The sequence below is a fragment of the Virgibacillus sp. FSP13 genome (genome assembly GCF_054048505.1).
Window position 1 is genome coordinate 17616 of the sequence record NZ_JBSVKG010000012.1, and the last position, 26390, is coordinate 44005.

Here is a 26390-nt window from a genome sequence, read left to right on the forward strand (position 1 = left end):
TTATGGCCGTAATTTCCTTTTCTCTTTCACAAGGTTTACGTTTGCAAGCAATATGGCATACAAAATGGTGAAGAAAATATAGGTGATGCCTACAAGAAGACTTAATGTTCTTGGATTGAATACTTCCAATAAAAATCCAGCTACACCCATCGAAAGGCCTAATGCTGTATTCGATATCATTTGTGTCAATCCAAAAAATGCCCCTTGCCTTGCTTTTGGTACGATTTTCATGATAAGTGTGCTTGAACAAATGTTACTGATTCCTCCAGCGAATGTGATAAATAAAACAGTTAGTAGAGCAAACGAAAAAGTCGGAACAACACTTAAGAGAAGATGGCCACTACCTTCAAGACCGATAAATATCACGACTAACACTACTAGTTTTCGCTTTAATTTAGATGAAAAGAAAGAACTTATAATGAAACCTAATCCAAGCGCTGTGTAAATCAATCCAACTCCAAGGTCTCCCTTGTGAAAAACATCAAGTGCATATACGCTCATGAGAACATTATCAACCCCATTGGCTAAAGGCATGGTAATTTCAATAAAAATAAAGATAAGCAGTATGGACGACCCAGTAATTAACTTCCATGTTGATTGAGCATGGTGAATGGGATTATATTTTTTCTCTTTCGTGACTGTTGGAATTGTCATTTTCAAGATAAATAATGCTGAGATAAGGTATGATAACCCATCTAGTATAAAAGGGAGGTGTAAACCGAATAAATAGGAAATGACTCCCCCAGTACTTGAACCGACAACGAGTACAAAGCCAACCATGATTTGTTCAATCGCGTTAATATATAATAATCTATCCTGTTTTACAAGTGTTGGAATGGTTGACATTCTTGTTGGGGAATAGATAGCTTCCCCAGTTGCTAGACAAAATGCACTTATGTACACAATCCATAAATCCCCTGACCCTTGCACAAGGATTGGTGATATCGCAAATGGAATGCGCAATAGATCAATTGTAATCAGTATTTTTTTCTTGGAAAATCGGTCTGCTAGCATTCCACCGATTGGGGCTAAAAGTAAAAAAGGGGCCATTCGTATAGCAAACAGAAGTCCAATGGCAATACCAGATTCGGTAACTTGGTATAGCAACGTGAGAATAGCTACTTGGGTAAAGCGATTTCCTATTCCATTAATAGTTCCAGACCAGAAAAGCTTTTGATAATTTTTCTCTTGTTTCCAAACCATCCAATTTTTCATTTATATCACCACCTAATTATAATTCCATCTAATTTAATATATATCTAATTAGATGATTAAAAAAATAGGCTGACTAGATCAGCCACAATTCTTCGGGGTTTAATTCATATTCACCATTTTGCCTCGACATAAATTGGCACATGATGAATTCACGCCTAATAGTCGCAAAGTCCCCATAAAATTGTTTAATGTGTTCATTGATTTCTTTTTCGCTGTATGTTCTGCCTATTTCTAGTCCCTTTACAAGATATTCCAGAATAATAAGTTTCTTTTTACGTTGTGCAGGGATATTCTTTAGTTTTCCGTCTTGGAAGAAATTTTGTATTACCTTATATTTTTCTTCGTTATTAACCTGAAATTGCTCCATTTCTTTTTCTCCCCCAATCCTAAGAATTGCCTGTGCCATAAATGCCAGCTTTTTCTCATTTAAGTGAAAATAGATCGTATTTTTCTCCCTCCGCTGGTAAATGATATCGATCTCTTTTAATTTATTAATATGATAGGAGATAGTAGGCGGGGTCAGCCCAAGCTTCCCTGCAATTGCCTGCCCGTGGAGTGGGCCATCTTTTAGCAAAGCAATGATTTGAATTCTTGTTTTGTCTCCGATTGTTTTATGAAAATTAACGATACGTTCAAGTTGCATATGTGTACCCCCTAATATATATCTAATTAGATTGTAATCTAATTAGATATATATTACAATAGTCAAAGTGATGAAACACCCACATTATAATAAAAAATGGTATACTAAATACAATTGAATACATTTGCCTTATGGTGACTTGTATAAAAAGTTGAAAAGGGAAGTTGGTGAAATTCCAACGCGGTCCCGCCACTGTAACGAGGAGAATCCTTTGATAACCACTGTTTTGAATAGGAAACGGGAAGGAAAGTGATTCGATGATTCGAAGCCAGGAGACCTGCCATAGGGAAGGACATTTCAATCCTACGGGAAATAGGAGGGTGTTGCGTTTTGCGTTTATACATATTTAATGTAATTAAATTTTAGTGCGCATTTTTAACATCTTCTATTATGGAAGGTGTTTTTTAATTTTTGGGAGGATATTACTATGGAAAAAATAGCTATACAGGATTCTAAAACCGTTCAAACTCGTTTAGTATTACCACCAGATACAAACCATTTAGATACAATATTTGGTGGTAAGGTTCTAGCTTATATTGATGAAATTGCTGCATTAACTGCGATGAAGCATGCAAAAAGCGCAGTTGTTACAGCATCGATTGATTCTGTTGATTTCCTTTCTTCGGCAAAAGTTGGGGATTCGTTAACATTAGAAGCATTTGTGACGTATACAGGGACAAGTTCAATGGAAGTGTATGTGAAAGTTACCGCAAATGATTTGATTAAAAATGAAGAAAGACTGACAACAGAATCTTTTCTTACCATGGTAGCTGTTAACGAACAGGGGAAGCCGGTTCCGGTTCCGAACGTTTTTCCGGAAACCGAGGAAGAGAAAAGGTTATATCATACAGCACCATCACGAAAGGAGAATCGGGAAAAGCGAGCAAATATACGATGATAAAAAGGGACGCCGAGCTTTGGGTGCTAACTAACTTTGTTCAATTACTTTTTTAAATAGATCGCTAAATTTTTTTTCATCTTCAGCTGTAAAAGCTTTGGGTCCTTTTGTACGTTTGCCGCTTTTTCTAGCCATGGCACTTTCGTAACGTGTTTGCAGGAGTTGATCGATATTCTCATTTGAGTAGGCGAATCCTTTATGATGTAGAACGACACATCCCTTTGCTAAACTTAAAGAAGCAAGACCATAATCTTGTGTGATAATAATGTCATCTTTTTGTGCCAATTTCATAATCCGATAATCAGCAGAGTCAGCCCCAGTGTCGACATAGATCGTTTCGACCCCCTGTGGCTCTTGGTTGTTGGAGTAGTGGGCAAAGCTTTTTACAAGAATGACAGGAATTTGATTGATTTTTGCAATGGAAATGATGATATCCTTTACTGGACAAGCGTCAGCATCAACGTAAACTTTCATTGTTCTCTCTCCTGTTTTGTTTGATAGTGATAATGATAGCAGAAATCGCTTGAAAGCTCTAGACATTGTGGGTTTGCATGCTTCTCTTAACTTCATCTTTAGCAGAATTGGAGAATTAGACCAAAAGTATTGTTCGGGTTTTTTAGATATCATAAAACTTCACCCTATTACGTAATTTTTTGGCGCTATTTAGTTACCTCTTCTTTTTGTCTTAAAAATAATGGTTAGTGTTGCACAACTTATTAGGATACAATGGAAATAATAAAAGTGGCAGTTTGCATTAGACCAACTCCTTGACAATTCTAGAATAGTGAGGGTAATAAAATAGTGGTGAGGAGAGGGGCTTCCCCTCAACCTCAGGTGTTATCTTTTGAATCCTTTTCCGGTTGGCTCGGAGAAGGATTCTTTGCTTTTTGGCTATATAAGTCCCGGTACGTTGTTACAATTGCAGTAACAAGCCCAACTACTGACGTATAAACATAGCCTATATTGTTGATTAAATCAACGATATAATGTCAGACAAATGAAAACGTTAGCAACTATTTTTTAAAGTATTTAAGAATGAGTGTTTTCATAAGGTTGTTTTTTCGCATTGTTTGTTGCTCAGAGTTTCTATTTCCGTCTTATTCCAACAAGCAACAATCTTTCTCTTATAAAACAGCCATAAGAATTAAGGTGAAAAACTGTTTAAAAAGTGCACGCTATTGATTAAAATGAATCTAATCAATAGCGTGTTTTTATTAAATTAAGGGTGGGATTATGATGAGATTGGAAAGACCGGCGTTAAAATGGAAGAAGGAACACGAAAGCTATGTGAAGGAATGGGGACCTTCACGTATGGTGCCAAGCAGCTTTGATTTATCGGAACATGAGACATATGAGGAATATTTACAGGCATTAGCTATAAGAGAAGGCGGAACAGACCGATGGCTACCAAGCACGAATTACTTTTTGATCGATGATAACGAACGGATTGTTGCAATGGTTGATATTCGTCATGATCTAAATGAGTTTTTACGAAATGTTGGCGGCCACATCGGGTATAGTACGCGGCCAACCGAACGAAAAAAGGGTTATGCGACATTGATTCTGTCCGAGTCGTTGAAAAAATGTAAGAATTTAGGTATTACTCGTGTATTAGTAACGTGTGAAGAGGACAATATCGGTTCTGCAAAGGTAATCATAAAGAATGATGGATTTGAGGATGAACGCTTTGTTGATACCGATGGAACGGTAATGCGGCGGTTTTGGATTGATAATAAAAGTTAGATAGAACACAAAAATCGAGATGACAAGAATGAACGAGGCATCCCGTAAGGAAAGTGCGGAAGTGATACAATCAAAAATAGATAAAGGAGAGGGAGTGATTAAGTGGGATCATGCAACATTGATCATTCTCATCAGGACGTTGTGAAGAAGTTGGAAAGCCAGAAACAGTTTTTGCCTGAAGATGTGTATGAAAAAGTAAGTCGTTTTTCAGATAATGAAAACTCTCAGGCAACACTAAACGAATTATTCCACCTTCTAAAAAAGTATGATCTAGCCCCTAAAACGGAAAGGGAGGATAGGGATAAGAAGTTAATCGCTTTAATCACCTGAAACAAAAAAACAAAACAACCATCCAACTTTTAAACAGGATGGTTGTTTTGTTTTTTCGTTTACTTCTTCGTAGCTTGCGTCATTTGGTGCCAGATTGATCCTTCTGCCTTTTCGCCGCCTTCGATTCGTGCTAAGGCCATTTTCACCTGCATCCGAACTTCGAACTCCGGATCATCCAATGCATGTTGAAGGGCAGGTATTGCGGTTTCATCTCCAACTTCGTAAAGGTACATAGCAGCACGCCAACGGACAAGGCGATTTGGATCTGCTAATGCAGTTATCATTTCTGGAATCGCATCTGTAAAACCAAGATCTGATAGACAGTCTCCAGCGGTACGTCTGACATTTACCGCTTTATCCTTTAATGCTTTATATAAATATGGTAATACTTCACGTTCCTCGATCATACCAAGATATGCGGTGGCAAGTCTGCGAATGGATCCTTTCTCATCATCTAATGCCTTATTGAGAATAGGTAAATCTTCAACGGTTGGATCAGCCATTTGGTCGAGTGCAGCATAGCGTTCTTTCCAATTCGAATTGTCAAGCATGGTAAGTGTGACCTTTTTCATCGGCTTGTTGTAATTTTCCGAATATGTATCTGATAACGCAGCCTGAACCAATTGATGAAGTCTTTCTTCACCATAGCTAGCTATTATTTCCTCAACGACATCATGACCAATGGTATCCATCTCCCCATAGCGAGGGCTTTGCTCCACCCATTTTCTTTCCATTAACATATTTTCGGATGCAACGGAGGCTTCCATTGTTGCTTCCATAAACCGTTCAGGGAGTCCGAAACGCTGCTCATTTTCTCCGTCTTGCAATTTTACTTGCACGGGCAAATTGCGAAACAATTGAATGAAAACCTTTATTTCACCAAAGTGATCATCGGCAACGGATTCATTTGCGATAAGTTGGTCTGTCTCTTCTTCAGTGGATCCTAGCACTTCACGCACTGCTGGAAGGATTTCTTCCCATGCTACACGCGGATTTCGTTCAAGTGCGATAAAGTCAATCACACGATATAGCCCTTTTACACCATTAATTTTAAATAAGTCTTTAACGTAATCAGGGGCATTGTCAATATCGTCATTTAACTTATAATCTTCTGTTTGGCCATCGACTAATCGCTCATCGACATTGATTTTCATAGAATGTGGACTTGGCGTTGGTTCGATTGAGACAATTTTCATAAGTATCACCCTCGTATAATATACTACTGCTGATTTTAGCAGAGTTATATCAGCTTATCCATTTAACGGCTTTGTCTTATGATCCAGTTTGCTTTTTGAACAACCTCTTTTTTACATTTTTTTAGTAATAGGACTATAATTAATGAGGGATGAGCTAATAATTATTATTAAGAATTGGTTTTGGAAAAGAGGTGGGAGCTTTGTTTCACATACGTTATATTGAACCACTTGTCATGCTTGCTACCTTGGTAAGGCGATTTCTTTTGGCTACATTAACAGGTGCCATTGTTGGAACTGGAACAAGTATATTTTTACAGGGTTTATTTTTCTCAATGGGTAAGACCGCAAATATTCCTTTGTGGATTCAAATGATCATTTTACCTGTTGGAGGCCTACTTAATGGACTTATTATTTATTATGGTTATCGTTAGAATATCTAGGTCTTAGTTTGCCATTAATGGATCGGGTCTTAAGTGGTGATGTCATTCCTTACTTCGGTTTTTTCTGGAAGGCGCTACTTGTTGCAATCACATTAGGATCTGGTTTTTATGGTGGAATTGTTACACCACAGTTTGTTATTGGTGCAGTATCTGGAAACGTTTTTGCTAACATGTTGAGAGTTGATGCTGCACTTGGAGCTGCAGTTGGCATGGTAGCTGTTGTTGCTGCCTCTAATACACCGATAGCTGCCATATTTATGGGATTTGAATTGTTCGGAAGTGTTATTGGAGTATATGTTGTCGGTGCATGCATAACGGCATATATTATCATTGGACATCGTAGTGTATATCCAGATCAACTTGTTGCCTATTCCAAGTCGATCTGGATGCACCTGGAACCGGGCTTATCGTTGGAAAAGGAAAGGACAAAGATTCATATTTCTTATGGGGTACTAAGGAAATTAAGTAGATGGAACCATCGGAAAATCCGCGATAAAAACAAAAACATGAAAAGGAAATAAAATGATGGACCTGTTTCTGGTCGTAAGAGTATCAGACAGAAACAGATCCTTTTTCTTTCTTTAAGCTATTTTTTATCCTTTTCAAATAAAACGAGTAATCCTGGTAACAATACCCCTCTAATCAAGAACGTATCCAGTATAATTCCTACTGCTACAATAAAGCCGAAAACAAACAGCAATTCAATCGGCTGTGTCATCAGAACAGCAAAGGTAGCGGCAAGAATAATTCCGGCCGATGAAATGACACCGCCTGTATTGGCAACTGCAATCTCGACTGCTTCTTTTACAGTGTGTTTCTTTCGTTCCTCCATAAACCTGGATATTAATATAATGTTGTAATCGACACCGAGCGCAACTAGAAATACAAATGAGTACAGCGGAACACGATTGCTTATTGTATCAATGTCAAAGAATAGCTGTGTTAAGAATGTTCCTAGACCTAATGCCGCAATAAATGACACAAGAATAGTTCCCATCATATAAATTGGCATTTTAAATGACCGCGTCAAAAGAATCAACATTAAAAAAATTAATATCGTTTCAATTGAGACAATAACGATTAAATCGCGGTTGTTTACAGAACGGTCGTCAACAGATGCTGCGGTTTCTCCAGCAAAATAGAGTTCTCCATTCAAATTATTTTGATCAACAAGTTCGTCTGCATCATCCCTAATTCCTTCCAAAGCGTCCATTGTTTCAACAGCGTATGGATTTTTTGCGAATGTTAGGCTATAGGAGATTACTTTTTCATCATCTGTTACCTCGCTAATGCGAACATTATCGACTAGCGGCTGTTCCGTTAATGTACTGGCCAGTTTCTTTTGTTTTTCTTGCGTCACCGTTTCATCTGACTCAAATAAAACAGTTGTAGGTGCCAAATCTCCAGGTTCAAAATTTTCCTCTAAAATTTCATAACCTTCTCTGGATGGCATATCTTCAGGGAAAGACTTCATTGTATCGAATTCATAATCCAAATTTAACACGTTGCTTGCTGAGACGAGCAGAATAATTCCAATGATAGCAACAGATACAATTGGTTTACGGGTTACAAAACGTCCGACTTTGCTCCATAAAGAACTTGTTTTCACATGACTATCACCAACATGTGGTACTTTAGGCCAAAACGATTTTCTGCCAAACAATGTGAACAAGGCGGGAACTAGTGTAATGGATGAGAAAATAACTACAACCATTGCTGTTCCAAAAATGGGTGCAAAGTTCCGATAATCACCGAACTGTGCAAAAAACAAGACAAGCATAGCAGCTAATACTGTTCCACCTGAGAAAAATACCGGTATACCAGACCCACGCATGGCCCATTTCATCGCATCATATTTGCTCTCATGATTTTTTAGTTCTTCCCTAAAACGAGATAGGACGAATAGGGAATAATCTGTAACGGATGCGAATAATAAAATCGACATGATGGATAAGGATTGACTATCCAATGTTAATCCAGCTTTGCCCATTAAGCCGAGTGCCTGATTTGTAACTTCATACACGAACCCTGCCGCGAGTAATGGAATTAATGCTAGTAAAGGAGATCGATAAATGATAACAAGTAAAACCAGAATTATACCAACAGTTGATAAGATAAGAACAACGTCGGCCCGGGAAAATAGATCTAATGTATCTGTGGCAATCCCTGCAGGACCGGTTATATACAAGGTTAAGTCTGTATGTTGCTCTGTCAATTTATAAACCTGTTCAAGGGAGCTTCCAATTTCCTCTGTTTCCAAAGAAGAATCAAACGTTAATGGGATTAATGCTGTCGTATGATCCTTTGAAAAAAAGCTTTCCGTTGCTTCTGGTGGTAACTTTTCTAGAGGAATAACATCTTTTACTCCATTAATTTTTTCCTTTTTGACAGTGTTTAAAAGTTTTGTAAGATCGTTTACCTTTACTTCGCCTTTATCGGACTGAAAAACTAATAATGCTGGGATCCCATCGTTATCAGCGAAATAATGATTATCCTTTTTTTGAGCGATAACGGATTGTGCATCATCTGGCAGGGATTGGATGCCGGAGACCTTATAATCATTAGAGCTCGGTGCGAGTCCCCCAAGCAGTATTGTCAAAACAAGCCATATTGCCAGGGTAATCCACATACCCTTTCTTGTTGCAACATGGTCCGTAATAAAATGAATAGCAGATTTCATTTTCTAACTCCCTTCATTTTTTGAAAGTGACACCAACGTCACTTTGATGAAAAATAAAATGACACATCTGTCACTATTATTATCATTATATTTTTTGGATGTGTCAATTAATTTTTTATAAACATTCCGTGACTAAGGAGCTCTTTTACAGATTGAACCCACTCCTCCTGTGCTAGAGAAAGTTGATTTGGTATTTCGATTGAATGGAAGATAAAGCTTAAGATTAATTCATCTGGGATATGTTCTTTTAATACATTTTCTTCTCTTCCACGCCTAATAAAGGACTTTAAATGCTCATATATTTCTAGATGAAGATCCCTTAGTTGTTCTTTTTTTATTTTTACTGATTCATTAACCGTTCCTAAAATCCGGTTTGCCGTTATCAGAATGCGGCGGATTTTACTATGCGTAAACATAATAGTCAGGAGATATTCAAACTGGGTATCAAAGTTATGATAATGTTTTATCTGTTTTAGGTCTGTTAGAAATTGATTCATTTCAAAAAATGTATAATCTGTTATTAATTCAACTTTATTCTCGTAGTATTTATAAATGGTGCCTCTTGATACCTGCAAACGATCCGCTAATATGCTGAAGGTAAACCCTTCATAGCCGTGGCTGAGTAGGATATCTTTAGTCGATTGAAATAGTTCTTCTTTTGAAAATTTTCGTTCGCGAGCCATGTTTTCACCTCACTATCATTATAATGAAATACGCAGCGATAAACAAAGGGATTATTCCCGTGTACAATGAAATAATATGGGAGGGACTGCTTTGGCTAAGCATGCTTTCACTTTTTGTTTAGGCATGCGATAATGAAGAAAACAATTGATGGGATGAAAATATGACGACAACAATTGACCTATATGTGAAACAGCAACAGACAGCAAAATATAAAAAAGGATATCCGTTAATTCATAATGAAATGGTAACGAATTCAGAAGACCTAAAAAAAGAAGGTAGTATTTTTAACTTAAGAGATCAAAACAACCAATTTATTGCTAAAGGCTACTATGGGAAACAGAACAAAGGACTTGGTTGGATACTATCACACAAACAAAATGAAAAAATTGACTTTGTATTCTTTAAAACGAAAATAGAAAAGGCCATGGAAAAAAGGAAAAAGTTTTTCATGGATCTGAACACAAATGCCTTTCGTATTTTTAATGGAGAAGGGGACGGCATTGGCGGATTAACCATTGATTATTTCGACGGTTATTATTTGATCAATTGGTATAGTGAAGGGATCTATACATTCAAAGAAGTGATCATACGCGCATTGGACGAGCTGGGAGATTACAAGGCCATTTATCAAAAACGGCGATTCAATACGAAAGGCCAGTATATTGATGACGACGATTTTGTGAAAGGTGAGCGCGGCGAATTTCCGATTATTGTACAAGAAAACGGGATGAATTATGCCGTTTACTTAAATGATGGTGCCATGGTTGGGATTTTCCTTGACCAGCGTGAAGTCAGAAGGGTGATCCGGGATAAGTATGCAAACGGGAAAAACATGTTAAATACGTTTTCATATACAGGTGCATTTTCGATAGCTGCAGCAGTTGGTGGTGCTCTAAAAACAACAAGTGTTGACCTTGCTAAGCGTAGTAAAAGCAAGACAATTGAGCAATTTAGTGTGAACGGAATTGACTTTGAGCAACAGGATATCATTGTAATGGATGTATTCGATTATTTCAAATATGCAAAGCGAAAAAAATTAAAGTTTGATTTGGTTGTCTTAGATCCTCCAAGTTTTGCACGCTCGAAAAAGCATACATTCAGTACGGCTAAGGATTATCCAGCGCTAATTAAAGATACGATTGCTATCACCGAGAAAGATGGTGTTATCGTTGCTTCCACAAATAACGCGACTTTCGGAATGAAAAAGTTTAAGGGATTTGTTGATAAGGCGTTTAGAGAAATGGACGTGAAGTTTAAGATTCTTGAAGAATATACATTGCCTGATGACTTCGCTACAAATCAAAATTTCCCTGAAGGTAATTATTTAAAAGTGTTGATTGTACAAAAGACCAAATGAATATTAGATTTGAGGATCTACAAGGAGTGTTTAGACTTTAGTTGAAAAAGGCTGCGGATTATTCCGCAGCCTTTTGCACTAATTATTGTTTGGTTTAACCTGAAGTCCATTATGGTCAAGCTTTAAGGCCTCTACTTGATAATTAGGTAGCATTGTTTTCATTTGTTTCGATACGGTTTCTCCATCTCCTTTTGGTACAAAGGAAATCATTGTAGGACCGGCTCCGCTTATAACAGTTCCATAAGCTCCACATTGCCCTGCCCCGTGTTTAATGTCTTGATAGTGGGGAATAAGTTCCGCCCGATAAGGTTCATGGAAGAGATCCTGCTCCATCATTTTTCCGGCTAATTTATAATCCCCTGATAAAAGGGATGCTATCATCAGATTGCTAATACCACTCGCATTGGCAGCGTCTTTCCTTGTAAAACTTTCCGGAAGTACTTTTCTGGCTGTTGCTGTTTCTAGTTCCGCGTTCGGAATATACACAACTACATCTATATTCGGATTAGGTAATGGAACATATTCAACCCCCATATCAGATGTTTTAACGGTAATAACGAATCCCCCAAATAAAACAGCCGCGACATTATCGGGGTGACCCTCGATGTCAGTTCCATAATGCAGCTTTTCTTTTGGTGTTAAAGAAAGATTACATAACTGATTAGCAAGTTCAATACCAGCAATTACTGCTGAAGCACTGCTCCCAAGTCCACGAGCCAATGGAATCTCACTATCTATTTTCACCTTACACGTTGGTAGTGAGCGGTTGTGGTGTTCCGCGATTCGATTAGCAATTTGATAAATAAAATGATCTTCATAATTGGTGAAGGTAGGAAGCAAGGGAGAGCGGTGTTCAAACTCCCATTTGTCATGTTCAACAACTTCTATTGTCAAATAACGGTTTAAGGCTATACCTGCCGAATCAAAGCATGGTCCGATATTTGCTGAGCTAGCTGGTAGAGAAAGGTGGAACATGCTCATAGTTTCACCACATCTGTTATATAAGCAGTGACAGCATCTTCATCATTTGGTAGTGAGACAGGGTCAACATGTAGTTGTTCAATTGCTGTCTGTGGATCTTTTAACCCATTTCCTGTAAGGACGGCTACGACTTTGCTGCCTCTCTCAATCGTTCCATTTTCACATTGCTGCATCAGCCCTGCAATTGAAGCACAAGATCCAGGTTCCGCAAAAACACCCTCTCTTTGTGCCAAAAGCGTAAACGCATTGATGATTTCTTCATCGGAAACGGATCCAATTTTACCATTGGATTCATCACGAGCATTGACAGCAAGATTCCAACTTGCAGGATTTCCAATGCGAATGGCTGTGGCGACGGTCTCTGGTTGAGGGATAACTTTGTTTTGCACGATTGCCGCTGCTCCTTCAGCTTCAAATCCAAACATTTTTGGCAGACCTGTTTGTTTCTCCTCATGGTATTCTTTAAATCCCTTCCAATAGGCACTAATATTACCCGCGTTACCTACTGGAATAGCGAGAATATCCGGTGCCCATCCAAGTTGATCACAAATTTCGAGTGCTGCTGTTTTTTGCCCTTCTAATCGGTAGGGATTTACGGAATTGACAAGCGTAACCGGAGTATTTTCACTAACCTTCCGTACCATTTTTAATGCGTCATCAAAGTTTCCATCAATTTCAACAATCTCAGCACCATACATCATGGCTTGAGCAAGTTTTCCTAAGGCTACTTTACCCTTAGGAATAACAATGATTGCGCGCATGCCAGCCCTTGCTGCATATGCCGCAGCTGAAGCCGATGTATTCCCAGTAGATGCACAGATTACCGATGTACTCCCTTCTTCTTGTGCCTTCGCAACGGCCATAACCATTCCTCTATCTTTAAACGAGCCGGTTGGATTTGCTCCCTCGACCTTTCCATGTAGTTCCACACCTAATTGTTTTGACAGATGTGGAAAGTGAATAAGTGGGGTATTACCCTCTTTCAGCGTAAGGGCAGGTGTTGCTTCTGTTATAGGTAAAAATTCCGCATAATGTTTTAGTAATCCTGGCCAATTCATTATTCAGCATCTCCTTCAACGCGAAACGTGCTTTCAACACTTTCCACGACATCTAGGTTGTTCAGTTTATCCATGGATTCCTTAAAATTTGATAAGGCAGTTCTGTGTGTTACAAGGACTACTTCGGCTGATTCATTTTTCGTACGCGGTGTTTGTAAGATGCGCTCAAAACTGATATCCATTTGGTTAAAGAGATCGGAAATTGCGGCGAAAGCGCCAACCTCATCCTTAACATGCATCCGTATATAATGTTGCCCAAAACGTTGCTCAGAAGGGGTTAATTCTTTCCTGAAACGTGGCGAAACAAATCGTCTCCCGTTGACATCTAACCGCATATTAGTAATGACTGTTACAACATCAGACATGATAGCAGTAGCGGTCGGCAAACTACCAGCTCCAGCCCCATAAAACATGGTTTCACCAACAGCTTCTCCGTTTACATAAACTGCATTGTATTCATTTTTAACAGAGGACAATGGATGTTGGTTTGAAAGAAATGTAGGTTGAACACTAACCTCCACATTATGATTTTGGCAATGGGCATATCCAATTAATTTCATTGTGTAGCCTAGTTTTTTACCATATTGCAAATCTGCTAGTGCTAGATTTGAAATCCCATTCACTTCTACATCGGCAAGCTCAACATCTGTTGAAAATGCAAGTCGGGCCAGTATAGCCATCTTTCTTGCAGCATCTAATCCTTCCACGTCAGCTGTCGGATCGGCCTCTGCAAAACCAAGTTCCTGTGCTTCTTTTAGTGCACTTTCATAGGTGACTCCTTCTTGATTCATTTTCGTTAATATGTAATTGGTTGTGCCGTTTACAATGCCCATAACCTGTTGAATACGATCTGAAACGAGGCCATCTGATAAACCACGTAAGATCGGTATACCGCCAGCAACACTTGCTTCGTAAAATAAATCGCACTGATTCTTACTAGCAGCGTCTTGTAACTCTGGACCATGCAAAGCAATTAAATCTTTATTTGCTGTAACGACATGTTTCTTGGTTGCGAATGCTTCTAGAATATGTCTCCGTGCTTCTTCTATACCACCCATTACTTCGACAACAACATCGATTTCGGGATTGTGCAATACGTCATTGGGATCAGTTGTGAGGTATCTTTGATCGATTTGGACATCACGTGTTTTCTCTAAGTTACGAACCAACACACTTTTTACATTTACACCACAGCCAAGTTGATGTACAAGCTCGTCTTGATGATCCTCAATCAGTTTAATTACCCCGGAACCGACTACTCCTAATCCTAATAAACCAATAGATACGTTATTTCTCATATACCCACCCCATTATCCGAAATATTTAGACACCTATTCATGATATTACTAGATATTTTAAACATCACATAGGTAGATAGCAAGCGTTTTTCGCATAATTATTTGAAAAGTTTGGTGAAAGTGCTTACAGGAAATCTGTTTGTTGGATGTTTCACTTGTTAATGAGAGCAGTTGATGAAAACCTATTTACCACTTATACAATTTATCAAATACAAAAAGACATGAGCTATGCTCGTGTCTTTTTGTATTTGGATATAGAAAATCCTCCGTACATAGAAAACAATGCTGTGCCAAGTGCAACAATAACAAGTAATCCTCCAACGGTTGCATTTTGTTCAACTGAAGCTTGTTCGATGACCATCCCACCGATTAATGATCCAATTGCGATACCAAGATGTAATGCTGAGTTGTTCAAACTTTGCTGTATGTCAGATGTTTCTGGGGATGTTTCGATAAGATAGCTTTGCATTGCGGGTGAAATCGCCCAGCTCATTGCACCCCAAACTACCATGACGGCCAGGAATACTGGTAAATAAAATGTCGTATATGGGATCGTGAAAATTGCAAGCCCAAACACAATAATAGCTGTGATGATCGTTCGCTTTGTACCCATTACATCTGCCAGGGTACCACCAAAACCTCCGCCACTTACTGCTGCTATGCCGAAAATTAGATAGATGATACTTATCCATGATCCTTCAAGCCCCATAGTTGTTTTTACAAAGGGGGTTAAATAGGCATACAAGATTGTGTGTCCTGCTAAGAAAAGGAATGTTGTAGCTTGTGCGAAAAATATTTTTCTGTTTTTTAATGTTGCTAATTGCTGCCCAATCGGGATCGATGGCTTTGGCTCAACTCTACCCATAAAGAAATAGACAGCCACAATTGAAAAAGCGGTTAACACGCTAATAAGTATAAAAGGCGCCCGCCAGCCAAAAGCGTTGCCCAACACTAATCCAATTGGGATACCTAATACAAGCGAGGCGCTGACACCCATGGAAACAATTCCGATTGCCCGTCCACGATATTTGGGATCAACAATACTTGGAGCCATTGTCAAACATAGTATGATTAGCAACCCTCCACTTGTTGCAGATATGATGCGTCCGGTAAATAATATGCTATACGTAGGGCTGAAAACTGTTACGATATTCCCCAGTAAAAATATGATTAAAGAAATTAATGTTAGCCGTTTCCGTTCTATTTTTGCTGTTAAGATTAATAGAATCGGTGAAACAATTGCGAAAATCAGTGAAAATATGGTGATTAGGAAGCCAGCTTGTCCAAGACTGACATTTAAATCTGCTGCTATTAAATCCAATATTCCACCGATAATTAATTCAACCATCCCAATGATAAAGGAAATGATCATTAAAAAATAAACACGTTTGTCCATATTTAAGCTTCCTCTCTGTTGTGTACCATTACAATAATAATTTTTAATGAAATGAAAAACAAGCATGAAAGAAGATGATAAGTTGCTTACGTCTAGCATGATTGCAATTTTTTAGTAACAAGTGTCTAAACATTTGGTAATTTTTGTCGATAATAGTACTGCGTAGAGGCAAAAAGACCTATTTTTTAATAAATAGAAGATATGTAATTGTTTAAAGTTTTACAAGAAGGAGTAGTTTAAATTGAAAAGAGAAAGAAATAAACTAATGCACTATATAGCCTGTGGGGTTATCGTTTTAGCAATTGTAGTAAATATATTAGGCCGGTATTTTCATTTATTTAACTATTCTCATGGTGGCGGCAGTTTTGTTAGTTCCCATGAAATCGAAGCTCAGTTTGGTATAACGCAAAATATCTTACTGTTACTTCCTATTCTATTTTTTCTAGTAAGCCTATTTTTTTATGTCAAAGGTAAAGGGCATCAATACATTCCCATCCTATTAACGCTGGCGCTAACTTTTGGAAGTATCGCGATTATCTCTGGGGGAAGTGGTAGAGTAGAATTTCACTTTAGTATATTTATGGTAGTTGCTGCTTTAGGTTATTTTCAAGACATTAAATTAATACTATTGATGACGACAATATTTGCAATTCAACATATAATCGGTTTGCTTATTTTTCCAGAATTGGTGTTTGGTGTAGAGCACTATATGTTTTCAATGTTTGTCTGGCATGTTGTATTTTTAGTTCTTACATCTAGCGCAGTTAGCTGGCAAGTGTACAGTGGTAAACGAATTGAAAATTTTTACAAACAAAAACAACAAGAACAGCGAAAAAATATTATCGATGAAATTGTTGGCCGCTTATCAACGACTTCCGGTCAAATTTCAAAGGTATCAGATACACTCTCAGGCAATGCAAAACAATCACATAATGCAAGTGCGCAATTAGCCAGTTCTATGGAGAAAGTTGCGAGCGGTACCGAACAACAACTGGAAATCATTCAGGATAATATGGATGTAATTTCTGAAATAGATAATGGGATTCAACATATTAATCATACAGCGCAAACAGTTTCCCAAAACTCAAACTCATCTGCAGAGAAGGCTAATTATGGAAGTAACCTAATTGAAGACCTGTTGGAACAGATGAAGGAAATTAGCACAGATGTTGACGATTCTTATTCTACGATTAAAGAACTTCACCATCGTTCTCAATCTATTGAAGGAATTGTTGGAGTGATCTCTGATATAGCAGATCAGACCAATCTATTAGCGCTAAATGCCTCCATTGAATCAGCTAGGGCTGGTGAGTATGGGAAAGGATTTGCAGTTGTAGCTAATGAAGTGAGAAGCTTAGCCGAACAGTCATTGGAATCATCAAAAAATATTTCCGGAATTATTGAGCAAATGTTAAAGGAATCAGATGAATCAGTTCAATCAATGAAAAATGTAAAAGATTCAACTACAGAAGGATTGAAAATAGCCCAAAGTTCAAACGAAGTATTCTCTCATATTTCCGAGGCATCAAATGAAGTAGCATCGCAAATTCAAGGTGTCTCATCATTGACAGAAGATCTGACTTCTTCCTCAGGAAAGGTAAACGAGGCAATGAAGACCATTTCCCAATCTGTACAGCAATCTGTCGCTGGAACGAAAGAGGGTATTCAATCGACAGATCAGCAGTATAAGCTAACTGAAACGACATTTGATGTATCCAAGGAATTGAATGATTTAACGTCAGAACTGGAGGATATCATTCATAAACTTAAGAGTTAGTTAAGTGAAAGACACGAGCCTACACTCGTGTCTTTTCGTTTTACTTAGATGAAGCTAACACTGTACTTCTTACTCTAACCATTGAAAATATTGCTGTACCAAGAGCGATAATTACAAATAAGCCACCGATCGTTGGGTTTAGTTCTACGGATGCATGTTCAATAACAATACTTCCAACAAAAGATCCTGTTGCGATCCCAAAATGAAGTGCAGAGTTATTCAGACTTTGTTGAATATCAGACGTTTCCGGTGAAGCCTCAATTAGATAGCTCTGCATTGCTGGTGTAATGGCCCAGCTCATCATACTCCACACAATCATTACAACTAAGAAGATTGGTAAGGCAAATGTCGTGTAGGGAATTGTGAAGATCGATAATCCAAACACGATGGTTACCGATAGAATAGTAGGCTTTGCACCAAATCGGTCAGCCAACGTACCACCAACACCACCGCCAGTTACCGCTGCAACGCCAAATATTAAGTAGACAATACTTACCCAAGTTCCATCTAACCCCATCGTAGTTTTTAGGAATGGGGTTAAGTATCCATAAAGTGTTAAATGCCCTGCTAGAAATAGAAATGTAGTCAATTGGGCAAATAGTATTTTTCTGTTTTTTAACGTACGTAACTGCTTCATAAACGGAATTGCTGGTTTCGGTTCAATTTTTCCCATAAAGAAATAAACACCGATCATCGATAAGACTGTTAATACGCTTATTAGGATAAAAGGAGATCGCCACCCAAAAGCATTTCCTAACATGAGTCCAATTGGTACACCTAATACAAGTGAACCACTAACACCCATAAAAACAATCCCAATTGCACGACCGCGATATTTCTTCTCAACGATATTGGATGCTAGTGTTACACACAAAACAACGAGTAAGGATCCGCTCGCCGCAGCAATAATTCGAGCAATTAATAAAATACTATATGAGGGGCTGATTACTGCAATTAAATTTCCTAGAAAGAACACAAGTAAAGCTAGTAGTGTTAACCTTTTCCTTTCAACATTCGAAGTGATGGTCAGTAAAATTGGTGCTGCGATCGCATACACAAGAGAAAAAACTGTAATCAGGAGTCCAGCTTGTCCGATACTAACGTTTAAATCTGTTGCAACTAAATCTAATATTCCACCGATTATTAATTCAACCATCCCAACAACAAACGAGACAATTGTTAATAAGTAAACACGTTTATCCATATAATTACACCCTCCCTATAAAGTTACCACTATAATAGTAACTTTATTAAAAAGGAAAGGCAAGAGGAATTTTAGATTGACTACATAAAGGTACGGATATGCTATGATGATAGTAGGATAATGACAAATCAAGGAGTTAACAAAATGCTGCAGCAATTTGGATTTACACAATATGAAAGCCAAGTATATCAATCATTGATTACGGTGGATCAGCCTCTTGATGCGACAGGAATCGTTAAGCGATCAGGGGTTCCTCGTGCAAAAGTGTATGAAGTCCTACGTCGTATGAGTGAAAAAGGGGTCATTCTTGAATCTACTATTGAAAAAAAGCGCTATTATACCGCTCTCCCACTGGAAGCGATGATCAAAAAACTAAAAGCTGATTTCGATTCAAATGTTCAAGAGCTGAGAAAAACAAAAGTTAGGGAAATGCCAGCTGATGACCGTGTTTGGACATTAAAGGAAGACCAATCCATTCAAGCAATCCTTAAGGAATTAGTACAACAAGCCAACAAGTCTATTTTTATTTCAGGCTGGGCGGATGATTTAAAGCGCTATCTTCCAATATTAGAAGAAAAGTACGATGAAGGAATATTGGTGACGATTCATGTAGTAGGGGAATTGAGTACATCAATCCAAAATGTATCCACACTGATTCCAGATACAGATCACGGAACACTGGAAAGAAGCAGGATCCTAATCGTAGACGAAGCAGAAATGTTGTTTGCCGGCATGGAGGAAACACAGTGGCAAGCGATACGAACCCGGTCCCGTCCGATGGTGAAGTTTTTTACCGAGTTTTTTTACCACGATATTGCCTTAACTGAAATAACAAGGAAGTATCGCGATACGGTTATGAATGATGCTGATATTCGGAATGTATTGTTGAAGTTAAGGTATTAGTGGAGGAAACAAAACGTAATAATGAATCAGGATAATTTTAGAGTTGATTGCAGACTAGTGCTTATTTTCCATTTGAGAAATAAGCACTATTTTTTATATTTATATTGACGTTATAAACCATCTGTTATATTATATATATAACAGATATCACAAAAGGAGTATGATTCGATGTGTATATAAAGTTGGATTTCGAATCAAATGAACCAATTTATACGCAATTAAAGCATCAAATTATTGCAGGTATTGCTAAAACTGAGCTTAAACCAGGTGAGGGTCTGCCATCTGTTCGAGCCATGGCAGCTGATATCGGGATCAATCTTCACACAGTAAACAAGGCGTATCAGCAACTGAAACAGGAAGGATTTATTTTGATTCATCGGCAAAAGGGTGTCGTTGTGAATCCGGATGGCGTACCACAGGCAGATGGAGATTATCGGAACAGGCTGAAGACCACATTACATCCATTGATTGCTGAATCAGTCTGTCGGGGAATTAGTGAACAGGAATTTATGGATTATTGCAGTCAATTATTTGTGGAATTTCATAAGGGGGAGGGTGAGGAATGAATATGGGGATCTTTTTATTGATTGCAATCATGATACCAGTGTTCATATCGTTAATGTTTATCCCGTATTGGACCAGAAGAACAGAAAGCTTTGGGGTTTCCATCCCGGAAAAAGTGTATCATCATTCCGAGATCAAAGCGATGCGTAGACAATATACGATTATTATGGGGACGCTTAGTGTTGTAGTGTTAGGTGTGTTTTTACTGCTGTCAACTACTATTATAGCAAGCGAAAATGCACTTAGTATTTTGTTTAGTTGTTTTATTTTAATGTATATCGTGCTTGGATTTTTTGTTTATCTGCAATATCATAACAAAATGAAATTGCGGAAACGGCAAGAAAACTGGTCAAAGGAAAAATCACAGCTTGTTGTTGTTGAAACAGGATTTCACAAGCAAAAAATTACGTATTCTAATCTCTGGTTTTTGCTACCGTTTACAGTTGCTATTGTTACGATGGTTATGACGCTAAATCATTATCAGCAGATTCCAGATAGGATCCCGATGCAATATAACTTTTCTTGGGAAGTGACTAATTATGCGGATAAATCATATCGCTCCGTTCTTTTTACGCCGATCATGCAAGTATATTTAACATTGCTCTTTCTGTTAATTAATACCATTATCGGTAAAGCCAAGCAACAGGTAAGTGCGGAGAATCCAGAGAAGTCAGTGAGACAAAATATTACATTTAGAAGAAGATGGTCAGCGTTTACGATTATTTCTGGAATCGCGTTAATTCTCATGTTTTCTTTGATACAACTTTCCTATATTTATCCGATTAATCAACAAGTGCTTATGATTGTCCCGCTAGTACTAACATTTGCCATTGTGATAGGGGCTATCGTTTTATCGGTAACAACTGGCCAAGGTGGAAGCAGAGTGAAAATGGGTAAAGGTGAAGATGGAACAATGATTGATCGCGATGATGACCGGTATTGGAAGCTTGGGCAATTCTACTTTAATAAAAATGATCCAGCGTTGTTTTTAGAAAAACGGTTTGGAGTAGGTTGGACCAATAATTGGGCCCATCCATTATCATGGTTCATTCTTATCGCGATTATCGGTATAGCAGTTGGATTACCTATATTACTAGGGGTCTAGGACTTCATAAAGGAAGGGTTCAATGAAAAAATTATTAAAAGAGCGTGTTCAAAAAGGAGGATAAAAAGGACCGAGAAGTTCGAGGCGGCGTAGTTTCGAGCAGCGGAATGTATACATTTAGATACATGAGCAGCGGAGAAACAAGCCAACGAAGAAATTCGATGTGTCATTTTTACCGGACTTTTTGAACAACCTCTAAAAGGAATTGCTGTGACTCTAATAATTTTTACGATAGTGGGGTGCGATGATAATATGAAGAAGGATGAGGATCAAACGAAAGATAATGTTACGACAGCCGATTTAGCCGGAACATGGAAGGGCCAAATCGAAATACCAAGTCAACCTCTAGAAATCATTTTGAAATTTTCTGAAGGTGAAGAACCAAATGGAACAATTAGTATTCCAATACAAAACGTTGAAGACTTTTCTTTATCTGATATTGTGCTGAAGGGTAATGAAGTTTCATTTATGATGCCATTACCAGGTCAGAAAATAAATTTAGAAGGGAAAGTGGAATCGGATAAGTTAAGCGGAATATTCACACAAAACGGCCAAAGCTTTCCATTTACTGTTGAAAAGGGTGAAACAAATAAACAAGCGGAATCAGAACAAGAGAATTTCCTATCAATTGAAACAAATAGTGGTGTGCTGTACGGATCCATCCTTGTTCCAAAGAAAGGGGAGAAATTTCCTGCTGCTCTAATTATTCCAGGTTCCGGACCAACCGACCGTAATGGAAATTCACCAGGGTTACCCGGGAAAAATAATAGTTTGAAGCTACTTGCTGAAGGATTGGCTAAGAACGGAATCGCTAGTTTACGTTATGATAAACGCGGCGCAGGGAAAAATACACAGGCCGTAATAGCAGAAGAAGATATGCGATTTGATCAATTTGTTACCGATGCAAAACAATGGATTGCAAAGCTAGAAAAAGATGACCGATTTACGGATGTCATCGTGATTGGTCATAGTCAAGGGTCACTTGTTGGGATGATGGCAGCTGAGAATTCTGGTGTGAGTGCATTTATTTCGCTTGCTGGTGCAGGTCGTTCCATTGATCAAGTTTTAACAGAGCAGTTAAAAACGTTACCTGATAATTTGTATAAACAAAGTCAGACTATTTTGGAGCAGTTGAAAGACGAAAAAATTGTCAATAGCGTAAGCGACGAATTATTGAGTATTTTTAGACCAAGTGTTCAACCGTTTTTAATTTCATGGATGAAATATAATCCAACTGAAGAAATAAAACAACTTGATATTCCAACATTAATTGTAAATGGAAAGAACGATTTACAAGTGTCTGTTGATGATGCGAAAAGGCTTGCTGAAGCAAAACCAGATGCTAAAATTCTTTTGATCGACAAAATGAATCATGTATTAAAAGAAGCCCCAGCAGATAGGGAAGGTAATATGGCCGCATACTCCGATCCATCGCTCCCATTAGCAGATGGCTTCATGGAAGGAATAATTGGATTTCTAGGTGAACATGATATTGCTGGAAAATAAAAGACGGCTGCCCCGAAGCAACGGGGCAGCCGTCTTTTAGTCTTCTTCATTTTGAGTTTGATATGCCCCGTATTCCTCACCATAATAACGGTTATAGCGCGATTTAAACTTCCCGAATAAATAAACTACAATTACTTTTACGATAGCATAACCCGGAATACCGAGGATAACCCCGACAATCCCGAATAAATTTCCTGCTGATAACAGTACAAAAATAATCGTTAACGGATGAATTTTCATTGTTCTTCCCATGATGTTTGGGGAAATAAAATGGCCTTCTAAAAATTGAACCACTGCCCAAACAATCGCTAATTTCAAAAGCATAAAAGGTGATTCGACAATTGCGATAATAATTGCTGGCGATATGGCGATAATTGGCCCAAGGTAAGGTACAACGCTTGTTACCGCAGCAATAATGGCTAATGTAATCGCATATTTTAGGCCAATAATTAAATAGCCAATAAATAAAAGAACCCCAATACAGGTAGCAACAATGATTTGCCCCTGAATATAAGAGCCAACTTGAACATCCATGTTGTGAATTATTTTATTTGCGTCATCTCTATATTTAGGAGGTATTAATTTTAAACAATACGTTTTAAACTTTTTACCATCCTTTAATAGGAAAAATAAAATAAATGGAAACGTAAAAATGACAACTACTACATTTGTTAGTGTACTTGCAACGTTACGTATTCCTTCTACTGCGCCACCAAGGTAATTGCCGATTTTACTTGGCAAATCGCTTAAATAAGATGTGATCCAGTTATATCCTTCCTCATAATAGGGGCCTAAAAAGGAATGTTGGATCCATGATTTTATTCCATCTCCCATTTGTCGCAAGTAGTTTGGGAAATTGTTCGCTAAATCCTTTACCTGTGACTCGATTGCTGGTGCGGAAAGGAGAGTAATCCCCGTCAGTAGTCCACTAATACCCAGTATAATAATGAGAATACCCCAGATTCGTTTAATATGTAGCCGTTCTAAAAGATTTACAATCGGGTTTAACAAATAAAACACAACAAAAGCTAGTATAATTGGTGGTACGATTGTTGAAAAAATAATGATGATAGGATTGAAAATAAATGATACTTTGTCATAAATATATATCGTGATTCCAATAAGGATTAATAGAATCAACCCAAAAAATAGGTCACGACCACCAATAAATTTTATAAATCGACTTGCTGTTTTCATATGGTGGCTCTCCTTTCTTATTAACCGTATTATAGATGAAATGATTCAAAAATTCCATAACAAGAAAAACCCGTGTAGTGTCGTAATATGAGTATACGAACTTCACGGGATTTTTGTTTCATTGTATTATATCATTCAAGGTTGGGAGTCTATCAGTAGTTTATTGATTTTACATTTAATTGACTACCCAAGTATTTTGCCAATTCAAGCATACCATATTTGCCAGCTACTGCTTCTGCATCGGAGTTATAGTTTGTATTTGTGTTGATATCATAGGTGAAAATTTCTCCGCCTTTGTTGCGAATAAATTCGATTCCGGCAACTTTAATATCATTTTGCCATAAAAATTCTTCATATTTTTCAATGATCGGCTCGTTGAAATCTTCGATGATTTGGAATTTCGGTTTCTCTGGCTTTTCTTCGCCTACTGGGCAAAAAAGATCATCGATTGTGCAGGCATCGGCAGGGCACAATTCGAATCCTTCTGACGTATCAACTTGAACGGCATAGACAAATTTTCCACCAACGAATTCGCATCGGGTAATATACGATTCAGGTGATTCGATGTACTCCTGAATAAGTGTAACGCCATCAACGGACGGTTCAAAAGCGGGTCCTTCTACATATCCCTGCAATGCTTCAATGGAATGGAATAGCTGCACACCTAGTCCTTTCCCCGCACGATTATGCTTTGTTATGAAAGAAGATAGCCCGGAATCCTTAGCAGCCTTAATGATTTGGTCTTTTCCAACGGCAGCCAACGTTTTCGGCGTGCGAATCCCAGCAGCATTTAAGGCCATATATTGATTTACTTTGCTAACTTCAAGCCTTAACGCACGACTTCCATTGATGACAGTGCGACTGTGGCGCTCGAGCCATGCCAAGACAGCTTCAGTTAATTCGGCTGCAAAGCGGTGCTCTCTTGTATGGGAAGACGCACTCATACGGCTATAAAAAACACCTTCTGGAGGAACAGTCGATAGGTCAACTGTTCCTTCATCTAGATGCCATTCTTCATATGGTAACTGCAATTCAGTTAATCGTTTTGTCAAATGCTCGGTCCATTCATTATTTTCATGAAGCACATATATTTTTTCCGACATTCCAATGCCTCCTATTGGTTTATTTTTAAGTTACGTTTCTCCTCGACAAGTGGCATTACTTTTTCCGAAAAGCGCTTCATTTCCTCTAATTGTGGAGAGAATTGTAAGAGTAAAAGGTCAACTCCAGCATCCTCAAATTCGATGATGCGATTAGCAATTTGCTCAGGTGTTCCGATTAAGTTTGGACGCAATCCCCGGTTGGAAACGGAATAATCATTTAGTTTTACTTGCTGCTCAAGCTGTGATTTGCTGACAAAATCTTGATATCCTGCATAGCCGTCCGCATTTTTAACATCGGTGATCCGTTTCCATTCTTCTACTACCTCTTCTTCCGTGTCACGGCAAATGATGTATGCAGCCAATCCGAATGATTTAAATGTAGATTTTCCTGCTGCTTCTCGGCGTGCTTTCATATCCTCAACTTTTGCAGAAATTTCTTCTAATGTTCCTCCATGCATCACGTAGGCATCACAATTATTGACAATGACTTCTTTTCCCCGTTCACTCTCACCGCCTGCGTAAAGAAGAGGATTTGGCCGTTGCACTGGCTTCGGTTCCAAATGTGTATTGGCGACCTCATAAAATTTTCCTTTATGGCTGAACGTTTCTTCGGTCCAGAGCCCTTTCATTACTTGTAAAAACTCCTCGGTACGGTTATATCGTTCGTCGTGTGCTGTGAAATCCCCACCGTATTGACGCGCTTCCTCTTCCCACCAGCCTGAGACTACATTAAATGTGAAGCGGCCGCCCGAGATACGATCAATGTTAGCGGCCATTTTTGCAGTTACAGCTGGGTTATGGAATACAGGACGCATTGCCGCCATAATTTCGATTTTTTCTGTAACAGCTGCAAGTGCTGCAGCTGTTGACCAAGCTTCCAATGAGTCATGTTCAATTCCTTTTATATCGTTTAGATACAATTCAGCAATTAATGTTGTATCATATCCCCATTTTTCTGCTGACTGAATCACTTCTTTTGCGTAATCAAATGTTGGTGGCATGTGTTCATTATCTACATTTCGTAACCATCCACCAAAAATAGGTAGCCAAAAACCGTATTTCATTAATAACCTCTCCCTTTTCACCATAAATTGTATGACAAGATGAAGTGC

At 38.2% G+C, this 26390-nt stretch carries 25 protein-coding genes and 1 riboswitch; of the genes, 11 read left to right on the forward strand and 14 right to left on the reverse strand.

From position 1 onward, the window contains the following. Positions 1-1215 (reverse strand): MFS transporter, encoded by a 1215-nt coding sequence (locus ACW2QC_RS11655; RefSeq protein WP_457544150.1) that lies wholly within the window; start codon positions 1213-1215, stop codon positions 1-3. 73 nt (positions 1216-1288) lie between these two features. Beyond that, the gene (locus ACW2QC_RS11660; protein WP_457544151.1) at positions 1289-1858 is read right to left on the reverse strand and encodes a DUF2087 domain-containing protein; all 570 of its coding nucleotides are present in this window, start codon (positions 1856-1858) and stop codon (positions 1289-1291) included. A 115-nt stretch (positions 1859-1973) separates the two neighbouring features. Further along, a riboswitch (cobalamin riboswitch) is annotated at positions 1974-2157 on the forward strand. A gap of 128 nt (positions 2158-2285) precedes the next feature. On the opposite strand from ACW2QC_RS11660, the gene ACW2QC_RS11665 reads away from it, so the two are divergent. Further along, positions 2286-2756, forward strand: a complete 471-nt coding sequence (locus ACW2QC_RS11665) for an acyl-CoA thioesterase (RefSeq protein ID WP_457544152.1) — start codon at positions 2286-2288, stop codon at positions 2754-2756. A gap of 30 nt (positions 2757-2786) precedes the next feature. On the opposite strand, the gene ACW2QC_RS11670 is transcribed toward ACW2QC_RS11665, so the two are convergent. Next, on the reverse strand, positions 2787-3230 hold the full coding sequence (locus tag ACW2QC_RS11670; RefSeq protein WP_457544153.1) for a YaiI/YqxD family protein: 444 nt from the start codon (positions 3228-3230) through the stop codon (positions 2787-2789). A 759-nt stretch (positions 3231-3989) separates the two neighbouring features. On the opposite strand from ACW2QC_RS11670, the gene ACW2QC_RS11675 reads away from it, so the two are divergent. Next, the gene (locus ACW2QC_RS11675) at positions 3990-4499 is read left to right on the forward strand and encodes a GNAT family N-acetyltransferase (protein ID WP_457544154.1); all 510 of its coding nucleotides are present in this window, start codon (positions 3990-3992) and stop codon (positions 4497-4499) included. A 102-nt stretch (positions 4500-4601) separates the two neighbouring features. Then, positions 4602-4829: a hypothetical protein gene (locus ACW2QC_RS11680; protein WP_457544155.1), complete on the forward strand. Its 228-nt coding sequence runs from the start codon at positions 4602-4604 to the stop codon at positions 4827-4829. 59 nt (positions 4830-4888) lie between these two features. Here the strand turns inward: ACW2QC_RS11680 and ACW2QC_RS11685 are convergent, their stop codons facing one another. After that, entirely contained in the window at positions 4889-6025 is a 1137-nt protein-coding gene (locus ACW2QC_RS11685) for a conserved virulence factor C family protein (RefSeq protein ID WP_457544156.1), read from the reverse strand. Positions 6026-6225: 200 nt separating this feature from the next. Here ACW2QC_RS11685 and ACW2QC_RS11690 point away from each other — a divergent pair, with 200 nt between their 5' ends. After that, positions 6226-6456 (forward strand): hypothetical protein, encoded by a 231-nt coding sequence (locus ACW2QC_RS11690; RefSeq protein ID WP_457544157.1) that lies wholly within the window; start codon positions 6226-6228, stop codon positions 6454-6456. Positions 6457-6482: 26 nt separating this feature from the next. Beyond that, on the forward strand, positions 6483-6986 hold the full coding sequence (locus ACW2QC_RS11695; protein ID WP_457544158.1) for a chloride channel protein: 504 nt from the start codon (positions 6483-6485) through the stop codon (positions 6984-6986). A 65-nt stretch (positions 6987-7051) separates the two neighbouring features. Here ACW2QC_RS11695 and ACW2QC_RS11700 read toward each other — a convergent pair whose 3' ends face one another. Both ACW2QC_RS11700 and ACW2QC_RS11705 read right to left on the reverse strand, forming a co-directional pair. Continuing rightward, positions 7052-9145, reverse strand: a complete 2094-nt coding sequence (locus tag ACW2QC_RS11700; protein ID WP_457544159.1) for an MMPL family transporter — start codon at positions 9143-9145, stop codon at positions 7052-7054. Between the two features lie 107 nt (positions 9146-9252). Next, complete coding sequence (locus ACW2QC_RS11705; protein WP_457544160.1) at positions 9253-9828, reverse strand: TetR/AcrR family transcriptional regulator; 576 nt, start codon at positions 9826-9828, stop codon at positions 9253-9255. A gap of 161 nt (positions 9829-9989) precedes the next feature. Here ACW2QC_RS11705 and ACW2QC_RS11710 point away from each other — a divergent pair, with 161 nt between their 5' ends. After that, positions 9990-11186: a class I SAM-dependent rRNA methyltransferase gene (locus ACW2QC_RS11710; protein WP_457544161.1), complete on the forward strand. Its 1197-nt coding sequence runs from the start codon at positions 9990-9992 to the stop codon at positions 11184-11186. 78 nt (positions 11187-11264) lie between these two features. Here the strand turns inward: ACW2QC_RS11710 and thrB are convergent, their stop codons facing one another. The 4 genes from thrB to ACW2QC_RS11730 all read right to left on the reverse strand — a co-directional run bounded on the left by thrB (position 11265) and on the right by ACW2QC_RS11730 (position 15919). Continuing rightward, positions 11265-12167: a homoserine kinase gene (gene thrB / locus ACW2QC_RS11715; protein WP_457544162.1), complete on the reverse strand. Its 903-nt coding sequence runs from the start codon at positions 12165-12167 to the stop codon at positions 11265-11267. Then, entirely contained in the window at positions 12164-13225 is a 1062-nt protein-coding gene (thrC, locus tag ACW2QC_RS11720; RefSeq protein ID WP_457544163.1) for a threonine synthase, read from the reverse strand. The genes thrB and thrC overlap by 4 nt, the downstream gene beginning before the upstream one ends. Then, entirely contained in the window at positions 13225-14523 is a 1299-nt protein-coding gene (locus ACW2QC_RS11725) for a homoserine dehydrogenase (protein WP_457544164.1), read from the reverse strand. The genes thrC and ACW2QC_RS11725 overlap by 1 nt, the downstream gene beginning before the upstream one ends. A 226-nt stretch (positions 14524-14749) precedes the next feature. After that, positions 14750-15919 (reverse strand): MFS transporter, encoded by a 1170-nt coding sequence (locus ACW2QC_RS11730; protein WP_457544165.1) that lies wholly within the window; start codon positions 15917-15919, stop codon positions 14750-14752. Positions 15920-16160: 241 nt separating this feature from the next. On the opposite strand from ACW2QC_RS11730, the gene ACW2QC_RS11735 reads away from it, so the two are divergent. Continuing rightward, complete coding sequence (locus tag ACW2QC_RS11735) at positions 16161-17696, forward strand: methyl-accepting chemotaxis protein (protein ID WP_457544166.1); 1536 nt, start codon at positions 16161-16163, stop codon at positions 17694-17696. Between the two features lie 40 nt (positions 17697-17736). Here ACW2QC_RS11735 and ACW2QC_RS11740 read toward each other — a convergent pair whose 3' ends face one another. Beyond that, the gene (locus ACW2QC_RS11740) at positions 17737-18900 is read right to left on the reverse strand and encodes an MFS transporter (protein ID WP_457544167.1); all 1164 of its coding nucleotides are present in this window, start codon (positions 18898-18900) and stop codon (positions 17737-17739) included. Between the two features lie 144 nt (positions 18901-19044). On the opposite strand from ACW2QC_RS11740, the gene ACW2QC_RS11745 reads away from it, so the two are divergent. From ACW2QC_RS11745 to ACW2QC_RS11760, 4 genes are all read left to right on the forward strand, one after another. Continuing rightward, positions 19045-19803, forward strand: coding sequence for a TrmB family transcriptional regulator (locus tag ACW2QC_RS11745; protein WP_457544168.1), 759 nt, complete (start codon positions 19045-19047; stop codon positions 19801-19803). 170 nt (positions 19804-19973) lie between these two features. Next, positions 19974-20369 carry a GntR family transcriptional regulator gene (locus ACW2QC_RS11750; protein ID WP_457544169.1) on the forward strand — a complete coding sequence of 132 codons (396 nt, stop codon included), beginning with the start codon at positions 19974-19976 and terminating at the stop codon, positions 20367-20369. Next, positions 20366-21472 carry a DUF1648 domain-containing protein gene (locus ACW2QC_RS11755; RefSeq protein WP_457544170.1) on the forward strand — a complete coding sequence of 369 codons (1107 nt, stop codon included), beginning with the start codon at positions 20366-20368 and terminating at the stop codon, positions 21470-21472. The genes ACW2QC_RS11750 and ACW2QC_RS11755 overlap by 4 nt, the downstream gene beginning before the upstream one ends. A gap of 252 nt (positions 21473-21724) precedes the next feature. After that, complete coding sequence (locus ACW2QC_RS11760; protein ID WP_457544171.1) at positions 21725-22978, forward strand: alpha/beta hydrolase; 1254 nt, start codon at positions 21725-21727, stop codon at positions 22976-22978. Positions 22979-23014: 36 nt separating this feature from the next. Here ACW2QC_RS11760 and ACW2QC_RS11765 read toward each other — a convergent pair whose 3' ends face one another. The 3 genes from ACW2QC_RS11765 to ACW2QC_RS11775 all read right to left on the reverse strand — a co-directional run bounded on the left by ACW2QC_RS11765 (position 23015) and on the right by ACW2QC_RS11775 (position 26342). Then, the gene (locus ACW2QC_RS11765) at positions 23015-24175 is read right to left on the reverse strand and encodes an AI-2E family transporter (protein ID WP_457544172.1); all 1161 of its coding nucleotides are present in this window, start codon (positions 24173-24175) and stop codon (positions 23015-23017) included. A 152-nt stretch (positions 24176-24327) separates the two neighbouring features. After that, on the reverse strand, positions 24328-25278 hold the full coding sequence (locus ACW2QC_RS11770) for an ATP-grasp domain-containing protein (RefSeq protein ID WP_457544173.1): 951 nt from the start codon (positions 25276-25278) through the stop codon (positions 24328-24330). Positions 25279-25289: 11 nt separating this feature from the next. Next, positions 25290-26342, reverse strand: a complete 1053-nt coding sequence (locus ACW2QC_RS11775; protein WP_457544174.1) for an LLM class flavin-dependent oxidoreductase — start codon at positions 26340-26342, stop codon at positions 25290-25292. Positions 26343-26390: the final 48 nt, after the last annotated feature.

Excerpts from the sequence above, each read along its gene's own strand:
- ACW2QC_RS11660 (WP_457544151.1), bottom strand. The coding sequence starts at position 1,858 with ATGCAACTTGAACGTATCGTTAATTTTCATAAAACAATCGGAGACAAA.
- ACW2QC_RS11665 (WP_457544152.1), top strand. The coding sequence starts at position 2,286 with ATGGAAAAAATAGCTATACAGGATTCTAAAACCGTTCAAACTCGTTTA.
- ACW2QC_RS11770 (WP_457544173.1), bottom strand. The coding sequence starts at position 25,278 with ATGTCGGAAAAAATATATGTGCTTCATGAAAATAATGAATGGACCGAG.
- ACW2QC_RS11685 (WP_457544156.1), bottom strand. The coding sequence starts at position 6,025 with ATGAAAATTGTCTCAATCGAACCAACGCCAAGTCCACATTCTATGAAA.
- ACW2QC_RS11710 (WP_457544161.1), top strand. The coding sequence starts at position 9,990 with ATGACGACAACAATTGACCTATATGTGAAACAGCAACAGACAGCAAAA.
- ACW2QC_RS11655 (WP_457544150.1), bottom strand. The coding sequence starts at position 1,215 with ATGAAAAATTGGATGGTTTGGAAACAAGAGAAAAATTATCAAAAGCTT.
- ACW2QC_RS11730 (WP_457544165.1), bottom strand. The coding sequence starts at position 15,919 with ATGGACAAACGTGTTTATTTTTTAATGATCATTTCCTTTATCATTGGG.
- ACW2QC_RS11695 (WP_457544158.1), top strand. The coding sequence starts at position 6,483 with ATGGATCGGGTCTTAAGTGGTGATGTCATTCCTTACTTCGGTTTTTTC.
- thrC (WP_457544163.1), bottom strand. The coding sequence starts at position 13,225 with ATGAATTGGCCAGGATTACTAAAACATTATGCGGAATTTTTACCTATA.
- ACW2QC_RS11725 (WP_457544164.1), bottom strand. The coding sequence starts at position 14,523 with ATGAGAAATAACGTATCTATTGGTTTATTAGGATTAGGAGTAGTCGGT.
- ACW2QC_RS11775 (WP_457544174.1), bottom strand. The coding sequence starts at position 26,342 with ATGAAATACGGTTTTTGGCTACCTATTTTTGGTGGATGGTTACGAAAT.
- ACW2QC_RS11760 (WP_457544171.1), top strand. The coding sequence starts at position 21,725 with ATGAAGAAGGATGAGGATCAAACGAAAGATAATGTTACGACAGCCGAT.
- ACW2QC_RS11755 (WP_457544170.1), top strand. The coding sequence starts at position 20,366 with ATGAATATGGGGATCTTTTTATTGATTGCAATCATGATACCAGTGTTC.
- thrB (WP_457544162.1), bottom strand. The coding sequence starts at position 12,167 with ATGAGCATGTTCCACCTTTCTCTACCAGCTAGCTCAGCAAATATCGGA.
- ACW2QC_RS11675 (WP_457544154.1), top strand. The coding sequence starts at position 3,990 with ATGATGAGATTGGAAAGACCGGCGTTAAAATGGAAGAAGGAACACGAA.
- ACW2QC_RS11745 (WP_457544168.1), top strand. The coding sequence starts at position 19,045 with ATGCTGCAGCAATTTGGATTTACACAATATGAAAGCCAAGTATATCAA.
- ACW2QC_RS11765 (WP_457544172.1), bottom strand. The coding sequence starts at position 24,175 with ATGAAAACAGCAAGTCGATTTATAAAATTTATTGGTGGTCGTGACCTA.
- ACW2QC_RS11705 (WP_457544160.1), bottom strand. The coding sequence starts at position 9,828 with ATGGCTCGCGAACGAAAATTTTCAAAAGAAGAACTATTTCAATCGACT.
- ACW2QC_RS11700 (WP_457544159.1), bottom strand. The coding sequence starts at position 9,145 with ATGAAATCTGCTATTCATTTTATTACGGACCATGTTGCAACAAGAAAG.
- ACW2QC_RS11740 (WP_457544167.1), bottom strand. The coding sequence starts at position 18,900 with ATGGATAAACGTGTTTACTTATTAACAATTGTCTCGTTTGTTGTTGGG.
- ACW2QC_RS11670 (WP_457544153.1), bottom strand. The coding sequence starts at position 3,230 with ATGAAAGTTTACGTTGATGCTGACGCTTGTCCAGTAAAGGATATCATC.